Origin of the sequence: Bacillus sp. VT 712 (assembly GCF_001614195.1) — a bacterium.
GTDB lineage: Bacteria > Bacillota > Bacilli > Bacillales > Bacillaceae_H > Priestia > Priestia flexa.
Genome location: NZ_LWBK01000004.1, coordinates 116,478 through 128,699, shown reverse-complemented (window position 1 = coordinate 128,699; position 12,222 = coordinate 116,478). Strand labels below are relative to the sequence as shown.

13 protein-coding genes and 1 pseudogene are annotated in these 12,222 nt (G+C 38.3%); 3 read left to right on the top strand and 11 right to left on the bottom strand.

Annotated elements, in window-relative coordinates:
* Positions 1–174, bottom strand: a pseudogene (locus tag A2U94_RS21035) (IS1595 family transposase); the annotation flags it as partial.
* 416 nt (positions 175–590) lie between these two features.
* On the opposite strand from A2U94_RS21035, the gene A2U94_RS03230 reads away from it, so the two are divergent.
* The gene (locus tag A2U94_RS03230; protein ID WP_025911047.1) at positions 591–1,046 is read left to right on the top strand and encodes a MarR family winged helix-turn-helix transcriptional regulator; all 456 of its coding nucleotides are present in this window, start codon (positions 591–593) and stop codon (positions 1,044–1,046) included.
* Positions 1,047–1,087: 41 nt separating this feature from the next.
* Here the strand turns inward: A2U94_RS03230 and A2U94_RS03225 are convergent, their stop codons facing one another.
* The gene (locus A2U94_RS03225; RefSeq protein WP_035321184.1) at positions 1,088–2,599 is read right to left on the bottom strand and encodes a class I adenylate-forming enzyme family protein; all 1,512 of its coding nucleotides are present in this window, start codon (positions 2,597–2,599) and stop codon (positions 1,088–1,090) included.
* Between the two features lie 421 nt (positions 2,600–3,020).
* Between A2U94_RS03225 and A2U94_RS03220 the strand changes: the two genes are divergently transcribed.
* Complete coding sequence (locus tag A2U94_RS03220) at positions 3,021–3,665, top strand: SDR family oxidoreductase (protein ID WP_025911050.1); 645 nt, start codon at positions 3,021–3,023, stop codon at positions 3,663–3,665.
* Positions 3,666–3,692: 27 nt separating this feature from the next.
* Here the strand turns inward: A2U94_RS03220 and A2U94_RS03215 are convergent, their stop codons facing one another.
* From A2U94_RS03215 to A2U94_RS03205, 3 genes are all read right to left on the bottom strand, one after another.
* Positions 3,693–4,310 (bottom strand): NUDIX hydrolase, encoded by a 618-nt coding sequence (locus tag A2U94_RS03215; protein WP_025911052.1) that lies wholly within the window; start codon positions 4,308–4,310, stop codon positions 3,693–3,695.
* Between the two features lie 50 nt (positions 4,311–4,360).
* The gene (locus tag A2U94_RS03210) at positions 4,361–5,197 is read right to left on the bottom strand and encodes a cobalamin-binding protein (RefSeq protein WP_025911054.1); all 837 of its coding nucleotides are present in this window, start codon (positions 5,195–5,197) and stop codon (positions 4,361–4,363) included.
* 278 nt (positions 5,198–5,475) lie between these two features.
* Positions 5,476–5,922 carry a DUF6376 family protein gene (locus tag A2U94_RS03205; RefSeq protein ID WP_025911056.1) on the bottom strand — a complete coding sequence of 149 codons (447 nt, stop codon included), beginning with the start codon at positions 5,920–5,922 and terminating at the stop codon, positions 5,476–5,478.
* Between the two features lie 344 nt (positions 5,923–6,266).
* Here A2U94_RS03205 and A2U94_RS03200 point away from each other — a divergent pair, with 344 nt between their 5' ends.
* The gene (locus A2U94_RS03200; protein WP_025911058.1) at positions 6,267–6,845 is read left to right on the top strand and encodes an exonuclease domain-containing protein; all 579 of its coding nucleotides are present in this window, start codon (positions 6,267–6,269) and stop codon (positions 6,843–6,845) included.
* A gap of 8 nt (positions 6,846–6,853) precedes the next feature.
* On the opposite strand, the gene A2U94_RS03195 is transcribed toward A2U94_RS03200, so the two are convergent.
* The 6 genes from A2U94_RS03195 to A2U94_RS03170 form a co-directional block, all read right to left on the bottom strand.
* Positions 6,854–7,540, bottom strand: coding sequence for a GNAT family N-acetyltransferase (locus A2U94_RS03195; protein WP_025911060.1), 687 nt, complete (start codon positions 7,538–7,540; stop codon positions 6,854–6,856).
* Positions 7,541–7,552: 12 nt separating this feature from the next.
* The gene (locus tag A2U94_RS03190; RefSeq protein WP_025911061.1) at positions 7,553–8,431 is read right to left on the bottom strand and encodes a carbon-nitrogen hydrolase family protein; all 879 of its coding nucleotides are present in this window, start codon (positions 8,429–8,431) and stop codon (positions 7,553–7,555) included.
* Between the two features lie 40 nt (positions 8,432–8,471).
* Positions 8,472–8,975 carry a G/U mismatch-specific DNA glycosylase gene (gene mug / locus A2U94_RS03185; RefSeq protein WP_025911062.1) on the bottom strand — a complete coding sequence of 168 codons (504 nt, stop codon included), beginning with the start codon at positions 8,973–8,975 and terminating at the stop codon, positions 8,472–8,474.
* Between the two features lie 59 nt (positions 8,976–9,034).
* Positions 9,035–10,360 (bottom strand): C40 family peptidase, encoded by a 1,326-nt coding sequence (locus A2U94_RS03180; RefSeq protein ID WP_025911064.1) that lies wholly within the window; start codon positions 10,358–10,360, stop codon positions 9,035–9,037.
* 204 nt (positions 10,361–10,564) lie between these two features.
* A complete protein-coding gene (locus A2U94_RS03175) occupies positions 10,565–11,380 on the bottom strand; it encodes a uroporphyrinogen-III synthase (protein ID WP_025911065.1) in 816 nt (271 codons plus the stop codon).
* A gap of 24 nt (positions 11,381–11,404) precedes the next feature.
* Complete coding sequence (locus A2U94_RS03170; protein WP_025911067.1) at positions 11,405–12,184, bottom strand: IclR family transcriptional regulator; 780 nt, start codon at positions 12,182–12,184, stop codon at positions 11,405–11,407.
* Positions 12,185–12,222 lie beyond the last annotated feature (38 nt).

The window sequence follows — 12,222 nt, the reverse complement described above, 5'->3', positions numbered from 1 at the left end:
AATACACGCTAATCCATTTGAAAAGCGTGTTTCACGAACTTCGCCAACCATTTTAGAAATGTCATTCTTTGGTTCTGGAAATAAATCTTGCTTAATTGCTTTAAACATTTCCAGTTGTTCATTCTTTGAAAGAGTATAAAAGTCTTTGTAAATATCGTGCCAAGCCATTGCCATTAGTAACACCCCTATTCAACCTTTTATTCTATTATATAGGATGCCTCTCTTAGCAACAATCTATACGAAAACAGCCTTTAAAAATATGTATGTTTCACTATATTATATAAAAATATAGAAATATTCGTCTATCAAAAATTAAATATTTTTAAGAAGAAAAGGAAAGACTGAGAAAAGCCAGAATCATTTACACACCCCTTTTTGAAACGAAACATCTGTCTGAAAGCGCTATTGATACTATCATAATAGCACGAAATAAATAATAATTTAACGAATTTTGGAAATTAAATTTAACTTTTTTCTATCTAGACTTCATCAAACTGTCACAAATAGAGAAGGTCTTTCATTTATACAAAAGCTTTACACATGTTATAATAATTAGTACAAATGTATGAATCTAGAGGAGGCTCCACAGATTGACGCAGTATAACAAAGAAAATGTGAAAGAACAGTTAGAAAGCATTGATCAAATTAAAGAGGCGCTAGTGAAGTATCGAAACGCTGTGATCGGTGAAAAGTATGATTTACTTCCCTACCACCTTACACCTACAAAAGAGACAATCTTAAAAACTGTTTATGATAAAGAAAACTGTATTGTTAGCGATATCACAAAAGTACTGGGCCTTTCCCCAGGTGCCATTACCATTGTGTTAAATCAACTCGAAGATGAACAGCTCGTAACGCGCATTTATAAAAAGAAGAATCGTCGCAGCGTATGGATTGAGCTAACTGAAAAAGGAAAAGACGTTGTGGAAACGTTACAGCAAACGCGTACGGATTTTTGGCTCAGTATTTTATCTCATCTGACAGATGAAGAGCGTTCACAATACATTCATATTATGCAGAAACTTTCAAAAACATTAAGCGAATAAACAAAAAAAGCGGTGATTATACCGCTTTTTTTGTTTATTTTTTAAGCATGAGCTAAAGCTAGCTCTTTTACTTTTTTCTTCATAATTTTACCGACGCTGTTTTTAGGAAGAGAAGGTACAAATACGATTTCAGGAACCTTATAAGCTGTTAATCGTTCTTTACAGTATTCTTTAACCTCTGTTTCTGTTACACTAGATTCTTCTCTTAGCACCGTATACGCGTAAGGAACTTCTCCATATAAGTCATCTGGCATACCAACTAACGCCGTTTCCAACACATCATCAATGCTTAAAATCACATCTTCTACTTGGTCTGGATAAATATTGTCTCCTCCATATACAATGACATCTTTGTAGCGACCATCAATGTATAGGAATCCCTCTTCATCAAGCTTCCCTGCATCTCCCACAGATAACCAGCCGTCATGTAACACAGCTTGTGTTGCCGCTTCATTCCCCCAGTATCCCTTAAAGATGTACGGGCTTTTCACAAGGACTTCACCAATTTTTCCTGTTGCAACTGCCTCTCTTGTTTCAGGGTTAACTACTTTTACTTCAACACCTGCAATTGGTTTTCCAACAGAGTTTACTTTATCCCAGCTCATTTGAGGTGCCCAGGCGCTGATCACCCAAGCTTCTGTACTACCGTAACCTTGTGCTACCGTAACACCATGCTTTTCTAAGTTACGAATAAGTGATTCAGGTACTTTTGTTCCACCTGATAAAGCTAGCTTCCACGGTAAGTTTTCGCGAGGATTTTGTTCGAGCTCTTCTAATAAGTACGTAAGAGCCGGTGGCAAAGCTAATAATAGCGTAATATTTTCTTTATCAATAATGTCTAAAATCCGTGCTGGTTCGGTCTCTTCTGAACAAACCATTGTCACGCCGCTTTTAATGCAGTGAAACATAGAGTTCATTGAGCTCATATGGAAGAATGGATGCACAAATAAATAGTGCATTTCAACATGAATTAAATCCTCTGTTCTTCCGCTTTCTAAGTATTTTCGAACGCCACCATGTGAAATCATGCAGCCTTTTGCGTTCCCTGTTGTACCTGACGTAAACATCATTAAAGCCGTATCTTCTTCAGTTACTTCATAGTCAAATGAAGGTTCTTCTGCTGAAAATTGATTGAATTGTTCACTAAACTTAGGTTCCCGCTCTAGCACTACCGTAAAGTTCAATTGGTCAATTGCTTTAGCCCCTTCCACAACCGTTGAAAATTCTCGATGATGTAGGAGCGCTTTTAACTTTCCACTTTCAATAATGTGGTCTAATTCGTAAGGTGTCATATTTTCACTAAGCGGGCTTACAACAGCTCCAATTTTTACAATTGCCATCATAACAGTTGGATAAGCAGCGGTTGTACGAGCTAAAATCCCAACTCGATCTCCTTTTGTGACCCTCTGACTTACTAAAAAGTTTGCAATTCGATTAATTTGATTAGAAAACATTTCATACGTATAGCGTTGTTCACCTTCTACTAATGCTTCTTTATTTGGCGATAGCATCGCTCTCTCTGCAACTAGATGTTGAATCGTATTTGATTTCATCTTTATATCTCCTTTACGTTTTCAACATAACTATTGAAAAAAATGAATTAAAATAGTTTAATTACTAAAATATTAGTGACCCAAAGAATAATATCAAAAAAACATTCATTAGTAAAATTTCAATAGTCCCATATACTCTATTCGTATAGTTTAAAGAAAAAAAAGAAGCATTTTAGACCCTGAAACCTGGTATTCAAGAATGTAAGAGCTTTTAACAAAATTCAAATAAATACTAAAAATAGTCATAAGGGTGTATGGTTTTTCTAATTTATGGTTAAAAAGCGTTTTAAAATGATTTTATTTTCTTATTTATGAAATTTATTTTGTTTTTTTACTTTAAAAGTGTTTAAAGCATAACTTTTGAGTGCATAAGAATCGTATGAAATAATAAAGAAAGAATAGAGCTGAAAGGAGAATGTATATGAAAGTATTAGTTATTGGAGCCAATGGACAAATCGGTCAAAAAGTTGTAAGACTATTACACGCTAATGAACAATATACCGTACGCGCAATGGTTCGTAAGGAAGAACAGCTTGAGAAACTAAAAAATGAAAATATTGAAGCGGTCTATGCTAGCCTTGAAGGAACGGTAAAAGAATTAGAAGCAGCAATGAAAGGCTGCGATGCGGTAGTCTTTACTGCCGGTTCAGGAGGTAGCACCGGGTCTGATAAAACGTTGCTAATTGATTTAGACGGAGCAGCCAAATCAATTGAAGCAGCCGAAAACGTAGGAGTTAATCGTTTTATCATGGTAAGTGCCCTACAAGCACATCATCGTGAAAACTGGAATGAGAATTTAAAGCCTTATTACGTAGCGAAACACTATGCTGACAAAATCCTAGAAGCAAGTAGTTTAGACTATACAATCATTCGACCAGGTGGATTGACGAACGACGCTGGTACGGGTAAAGTAGACGTTGCCACAAACTTAACGCGCGGAACAATTCCTCGTGAAGACGTTGCCAAGGTTGTGGTTACTAGCCTTACAGAAGAAGGAACTTACAAAAAATCGTTTGACTTATTAGCAGGCGATAAAAACATCGAACAAGCTCTAAAGACATTATAATAAAACAGGCGGTCGTAACCGCCTGTTTTATTTATTTAATAACTGGGTGAAATGATGCAAAATCTTAGCAGTTAGACCCCAGATTACACGATTCTCATAATAATAAAAATGCTCTTCCATCTTGCGTGTTTGCCAATTATAATCTTCTCCTCCAATGATATCATCAAATGGGAAGGTTGAATCAGGCTCTACTTTAAAATGAATATGATGAACTTCAGGTGGATTCTCTTTAAAGAACGAAAGGGGTACGGTAAATATTTCCGCTACCTCAGAAGGGTTTGGACGTAGTGGCAAATCATCTTTTAAAACCCCGATATACGGATAAATAATAGTTCCGAATTGCGACACGATATAATCTAATGGTTTGACATTTTCAACCGCTTTATTTTCAATACCCAGTTCTTCTGTCGTTTCTCTCACTGCTGCATCTTGAGGTGTTGAATCATTTGGTTCAATCTTACCCCCAGGAAAACAAATCTCACCAGGTTGCCTACGCAAATGGTGGGCCCTTACTTCGAATAACACATGAAGCTCATCTTGTTTTTGAACAAGTGGGACCAAAACGGCAAACTGTAAAAATTCATCCATGCCTAAAATGTTTGGATTTCGCTTAGTTAATGTTTCGAGTATGTCATTTAGCTTCAATGTACCACTTCCTTTTCTCTCCTTTTCGTAGTAACAGCATAGTTTGTTGGTTAAGGCTTGTCAACTTCCATACCCTTTAAAACTGATAGTAGCACATCTTCATCTTTATCCTCTTTAAAAATAGCGGGATGAAGCAGCTGAGCTAGCTTTTTAAGACCAACTAATAATCGTGGAGATGGCCGGCAAAATAATGCCTCCTCTAAAATATGTATATCCGTTTCCGACAGTCTTAATTCTTCCCAACCAGAACGTTTTTGGATCACTTTTTTATTGACGTTCTTTTCGGCTACCCCAACCCACGCAAGACATATCGCTTGAGGTTTTCTCTTTTTGACTTCTTCCCACGTTGTTTGAACGCTTGGTTCACTGTAATCTTCAAACATATTTTTTGCTCCGGCAAGCGCACTAATTTCAGTTAGCCAGTTTGAGCCACCTGGCGTAAACAAAGGCTTTGGCCACCATTCCCAGTAGATGTTGGGCTTGTGTATAATACGCTGGGCTAACTCTTTATAGTAGGTTATTTCTTTATCAAATCGCTGCACAATTTTTTCTGCATAAGTACCTACTCCAATTAAATTCCCTACAGTCAGAAGGTCATTTCTAATATCACTTAAGGACTGAGGATTTAACGTAACGAAAGGAAGGTTCCTTTTTTTTAATTCTTCAATGTTTCGCTCCATTCCAGGAACGCTTAAAGAAGCTAAGATTAAATCCGGCTTCAGCTCCTCAACCAAGTCCATATCAATAGACAAGTCAGGACCTAATCTCGGTAATTTTTGCACGCTGTTCGGCCAATCTGAATAGTTATCGACCCCTACAAGTAAATGCTCGCATTGCAAATAACCAATGAGTTCAGTGTTGCTAGGGCATAGAGACACAATTCGCATTAAAACTCCTCCTTATTAAAAGTCTTTATCTTTACAATACTAGAATTACAGAAAAAAAGACAGCAGACATTCTGTTCACTATTCTTTAAGAGAAATTTTATAAAAAGGTAATTTTTCATCGGTTTTTCACTTTTCTCTTATATAGTAAAGACAGTACTTTTTTTATAGATATGCCCCTTTTCACTCGTCTCTTGTAGACGAGCTTTTTTTATGTTCTAAAATATGGCTAATATAGAAAAGGTATCGGACTAAAATCCAATACCCTTTTCGTTACGAATTTATAATCCCAAGTCTTCAATTTGTTTAACGATGCTTGAGATGTCTTGAATGGATTGAAAGAGCTCCGTATTTTCAAGCGCTGCAGGATCCAACTTTCCGCCCTCTATGTTTTCTAGATACGTATTGATTCCGTCTAGCGCTTTCTCATTTTGCTCTAGTACCTGGTTGTGTAAGTCAGCTGCTAATTCAGGGGCATTGAGCTCATTGAAGCTTTCAATTTCTCCTTTCATGTCTTCTAGTTTCGTTTCAAATTCCGCTGCGGCTTTTGAATCTGTAATGGCTTGCTGTGCTAATTCGGGTGCTTCTTCAGCAAATGTTTTTGCCTCCTGTACATAGTCTGTCGCTTCGTTTACGTATGTGAGTGCGTCATTTGCTCCTTCCAGCATTGAACAGCCACCTAATGCAAGAGACGTGCTGGCTAGGATTCCTATCAACCATTTTTTCATTTGTTTTCCTCCCAGAAATTTATTTTCAACCTTTTAAGGTAGAAACCAATAAAAAAACCATCTTCACAATGTTTTTTGTAAAGATGGTTAAAATGACCTTTACCAAAAAACATTTGGCAAAGGTCTCGCTAACAATATTACATATTGCCAACAAAGCCGGAGAGATTCTCTCGGAATGACGACCTTGCTGTAGCAGCTACTCCCCTTTGGGAATTCCATATAAACTTCTAACATCATTCTACCTTATTTATAAGAAACGCGTCAATTCTCACGAAGGAATGGTTTTTCCATTTAGATAATCAATGGTAGAATAAGAGAATCATAATGATAAGGGAGAGAACGTCTTGTCTGGACAGTCTAAAATACTCGCGTTTGTGGATATTGAAACAACCGGCTTAAGTCCCGCTAGTTGTGAAATGATTGAACTTGGAATTTTACTTTATGAATACGACGAACAGCTCCAAACCCTCACGGAGCTAGACCGCTATAATGGATTTGAAATGCCGACATACCCAATTTATCCTCATATTACTCGGCTAACTGGGATTACAAATGAAATGGTGGAAGGTCAAAGATTTAATGATGAAAAAGTGATCGAGTTGTTTAAGCAAGCTGATGGTATTATTGCGCACAATGCTTCTTTTGACCGTAGCTTTTTACTAAAGCGCTATTCCTTTTTACAAGACCTGAAATGGCACTGCTCGATGAGATCAGTAAAATGGAAAGAATACGGATTTGTCAATAAAAAGCTAACAACGCTCTTAGATGCACATGGAATTTCTAGAGAACATGCTCACCGTGCGATGGATGATATTGAAGCAACTGCTTTCTTGTTACAAAAAACCAATCCAGAGGGTAATATGTATTTAACCGAAGTTTTAAAGAAAGCCATGGGCAAACCAAAATCTGTTGTGAAACGATAAAAAGCATCTCATTTAGCTGAGATGCTTTTTTGTACTAAAAATGGGTTTTTCCATTCCATTAGCGTTCCGTAGTTACAAGACTCTTCATCTTCTAAATAGTTCTCTATCACTTTAAGCGGTGTTCGACCACAGCGCAGCAAAAATGTAATAACAGGATCTTGAATGGTACCTTTTGAAATTTCTTGGATATATTGCTCTGGCGTTAGCTTATCCTGATATAGGTGGTAAGCAGGCATCCTCCCTCCACCTATTAGCCGGTCTAGTTTCAGATGAATGACGACATCGTACATGGCAGTCATCATCCATTTCCCTAACCCTAACTTACGGTAAGCAGGGGCTACACTAATATCTACAACATATAATGAATTCCCGTTTGGGTCATGATTACGAATATAACCGCTATCCGTAACGTCCGCCCACGTATGATTTGGTGATTTAGGGTCAAACTGAACTAATAATCCCGTCATGCTTCCTACTACTTTACCGTTTACTTCTATACACAATGCTCCCTCTGGGAATAGCGTAACGTGATTGGTAAGCTGCTCGATATTCCACCATAAATCAGACGGAAACGGAGGTGGAAAACATTCTTGCTGAATAGCAATTAAATCTTGAAAATCAGCTTGGTGATAATTTCGAATGATGGCGGGAACAGGCTTTTTTTCGTCAAACACAAAAAACTCTCTTCGGTACACATTCATCACTCCTTATCGAATCAAGACCTCTTCTTTTTCCCAATCGGTATATAAATCTGTACGACGATCACGCCACGTTGTTACCGATCCGCTTTCTCGAACTTTATAGAGTAATTCCAAGTCTAGGTCAGCTGTGACAATCATATCTTGGTTGATTTCACCTTCAGCCATTAATCCTTTAGGTGGAAACGGAACATCGTTTGGGGTAATGATTGCAGCTTGACCAAAGTTAGCGCGCATAAAATCGACGGTAGGGAGTGAACCTACTGTCCCCGAGTTTACTACATAAACTTGATTTTCAATTGCTCTTGCATGGCTCGTATAGCGTACGCGGTGAAACCCGTGACGATCATCTGTACATGACGGGCAGAATATTACGTCTGCACCTTTTGCTTTTGCCATGCGTACAATCTCAGGGAATTCAATGTCATAGCACGTAAGCATCGCAATTTTCCCTTTGGTTGTCTCAAACACCTGCAGGTTTTCTCCAGGCGTCATGTCCCACTCATGTAGCTCCGTTGGCGTCATATGAAGCTTCGCTTGCTCACCTATACGTCCATCTGGATAAAAAAGGTGCGCTACGTTATACAAACGCCCTTCTCTTTTTATTACGTGTGTACCTGCAATAATATGAATGTTCATTTTAATGGCTAAGCTCATAAATAAAGAACGATACTGCTCGGTAAAGTCCGGTAAATCCTGAATTGTTAATGCTTGTCCTTGGTGGTTACCAATCGACATTAACTGTGTTGTAAAGAATTCTGGGAACATGACAAACTCTGCTCCAAATTCTTCTGCTGTTTTGACATAGTGCTCAACTTGATGAGCAAATTCCTCAAAGGATTGAATTGTATGAAGATGATATTGAACCGCTGATACTCGAAGTTTCATAGGTTCCTCCTTTCCAAACTTATTTGTCTATTTTTTTCTTTTAGTAAAAAAGATCTGCTAGCTCTCGGTAAATGGCCACAATATCGTCTATTTTCATTCGCACTAAGCCGCTTGAGGAAGGAGCCACGAAGTCAATTGTCCCTTCAATAACCGAAACCTCTTGAATTCCCCAAGGAACATTTCTGCGTTTGCTGTATTGTTCGTAGACACCTTTTCCGACGAAGCAAACGACTTTTGGTTGATAAGTACGAATTTTATGAGCGAGCTGCTTTCGTCCTTCTTCATATTCTTCTTTCGTAATTTCCGCTGCCGCTTTTGTAGGACGATCTACAATATTCGTAAGACCATAACCAAGATCTAGTAAATCTACATCCTCTTCAGGCTTATAAAGTCGTGGTGTTAATCCGGACTTGTATAAAATACTCCAAAATCGATTGCGAGGATGTGCAAAGTGATAGCCTGTTTCACTTGATCGAATACTTGGATTAAAACCGACAAATAGAATTCTTAAGTCTTTCTTAATGCAATCTTGTACCAAATCCATGCCGTACCTCCTAAAAAAATCATCCATCTAGTATGAATGATTTTTTAGAAAATTATACGTTAAATACGAACAACGCGTCCGTTAAATTTTTTCTTCCAATAGCCTTGCGTCATATCAGCAATGCCGACGCCTTTACTTTGAGCACCAATGAATTTTCCATTTCCTACATAAATGCCAACATGTCCATCTGTTTTATATGTGTTAAAAAAGACAAGGTCACCTGGCTGCATTTGTGAAGCGGAAATTTGTGTACCAGCATGCTTTAATGTTTCAGTGCTTACATAGCCGCGAGGTCCTAGCTCAACGCCGACTTGTGAATATGCCCAGTGTACAAACGATGAGCAATCAAAGAATCCGCGGTTGATATCCGCTTGGGTACGACCTCCACCAAATACGTATGCAGAATTACCAATCCATTTATTCCCAACCGTTGCGACATTAGAATGAGATGCAGCAGGAGCTGATTTAGCCGCTGGTGCTTCAACAGTAGCTTTTAATGTAGCTTTCGTACTTTCATTGTCTTGAGCAGGAGCTGCTTTTTCAGCAATAGATTGACCTGAAGCTGTAGCTACCTGCTGCTCAGCTTTTTCAGCTGCTTCTTTTTGTTCTTGCTCTCTTTGTTTTTTAGCTGCAATGCTGTCTGTTAACGTTTGTTCTTGCGTTGATAAATCTGTTTCTTGTTCCGTTAAAGATGCTACTTGCTGTGCATTTTCTGATTTTTTTTCATTTAACTGAGCAGCAAGGGTTTCTTGCTCCGCTTTTTGCTCCGCTAAATATTCATTAATACCCTTTAGCTCTTCTTTCATCGCTTCAAGATCTTTTAGTTTACCTTTTACAGAAGACTGTTTCTGTGCTACTTCATCTTGCATCTCTTTAGTTTCTTTTAGAATATCACGGTCTGCGCTAATGATTGTTGACACAGCTACCGAGCGGTCAACGAAATCCGAAAAGCTTTGTGAACCAAGAAGCACTTGAACATAATCAACGCTGCCTCCAGCTTCTTGAAGTGCTTTTGCACGCTGAGCCAAAACTTGATTGCGCTCTTCTAGCTTTTCATTTAGCGTATCGATGTCTTTTTGAAGGATGTCTATTTTTTCAGTTGTCTGCTTAATGCTGTCTTCTGTATCCGTTACTTTCTTTTCGTTTTCCTTAGCTGCTAATTTTAAACGCTCCAACTGAGCTGATAAGCTGCTTTGTTCTTTTTCTAAACGCTTCTTTTCTTCATTTGCGCTTGAAATTTTCCCTTGTAGTTCTTCACGCTCTTGTTGAATCGTCGTTTTTTGGTTTTCCATTTCATTTATCGTTGAGGCAAATGCTTCAGTTGAAAACACGCTTGATAGTCCTAAAACAACCGCTGCATTGGCAAAAATAGCTTTTTTATTCACTTTAAATTCCTCCATTACTTCATCTGTCTAATCCTCTATGTATATATCGAACTATTATTGTCGAAAAATAGCTAAAAATAGTCTTTTACTACGAAAATTATACCACGATGTATTTACATGAAATATTACAATTTCATTTCATAATTGGAAGACTTAGTGAAATAGAAGAAAAAAATAGCACGCAAACGCGTACTATTTTCCTGATTACTTCTCTATAGTTTGCTGATAGTATTGCTCTAGAGCTACAATCGCGCTCCCCATTCGTTCCTGAAGCGGAACTACCACGCGCTTCACGCCTTGATCATTTAACGCAGCAGCCGTTACTTTTCCAACTGATAACGCCACAACGTCTGTCTCAAATGCTTCTAAAACCTCTTGTTCTTTTCCTTTTTCGCGCGCAAAGGAAAAAAGGTTACGAGGCTGAGGAGCGCTTGTAAAGTTGACTGCGTCTACCTTCCTAGTTAGTATTTCATCTAACAGTTGCTCCATCACGTCAGTTTGAGGAGGAATGTGCTTATAAGGAAGAATATCTTTGGCCTTGGCGTTTTGATCATTTAAAAAGGTCATTAATGCAGGCGCAGGATCTCCATGAAGCTGAAGCGCAACTTTACATCTATCAAATGAGTGACTCTTTAACTCTCGCACCAGACCAGCTGTACTGCCATCATCATCGCGAACCGTTGGTGTAACGCCTAGCTTTTTTAGCATATTAATGGTTTTATAGCCACGAGCCCCGATTTTAGCGCTCTTTAATGCCGCTAGGAATTCAGAAGCTAGCCCCATTTTATCAGCGGTATTGTATAAGATTTCTGTACCAATACCCGTAGTGAAAATAAACCAGTCGTACGTACCTTGAACAAGATCTTTTACGTCTTCTTCAAGATGAGTGTCATCTAAAAAAATTGTTCCTTGTGCCGGTCGAATAAGAGCCGTCCCACCTAAGTTTTCTACGATTTTTTTAATGTCCTCTACTTTTCGCTGACCAGCAAGGGCGACTCGTTTTCCTTCTAATCGTCTCATTGTAAACTCCTCCGTTTATGTAAATTACTGCGCAAATGGAGATGTGTGTTGAGGAATATATCCTAATTTCACTGAAATCTCCGCTGCTGCCGTTGTTACTTTTTTAATTAAAAATGGCATTCTTTCTTCATGAAAATGTGCATCAATTCCTGCAACGCTAATTCCCGCTACAATTTCTCCTTTATGGTTAAAGATTGGAGCTGAAACAGCTGTTGTATAATCTTCAAGCTCAGAATGGCTAATTGTATAGCCGTTTACACGTGCTTTATGAAGCTCTTCATTTAACTTTTCTTTGTCGGTAATTGTGCCTATGCCTATTGGTTTTAAATCGGTTACCTCTAAATAGCGCTGCTGCTCTTCAGATGATAAAAAAGATAAAATAATGCGAGAACAAGCACCAGCATAAAGCGGCGATTTTCGTCCAATCGATGTATAAAGACGTACGGGGTGCACGGCTTCAATCTTTTCAATATACATCGCTTCATCTCCATCGCGAACGATCAGATTAACGGCTTCTTCTACTTCATCGCGAAGCGCTTGCATAATCGGCAGCGCAAGCCCTCTAACATCTAGTCGATCGGCTACAAGCTGACCAAACTGCAAAAAAAGAAGCCCAAGCTCATAGTGGCCATATGGATCTTTCGTTAAAAAACCCATTTCTTCTAAGGATCCAAGCATTCGGTGCAGCGATGTTTTAGGGATATTTGTCTTATTCATTAACTCATTGAATGTAAGGCGAGGGTGATCAATGAACAGCGTTAGAATGCTCATCGATTTCACAACCGTTTTATTTTTATCCTGCATACTCACGCTCTCCTTTAATTTGAACATATTTTCACAAT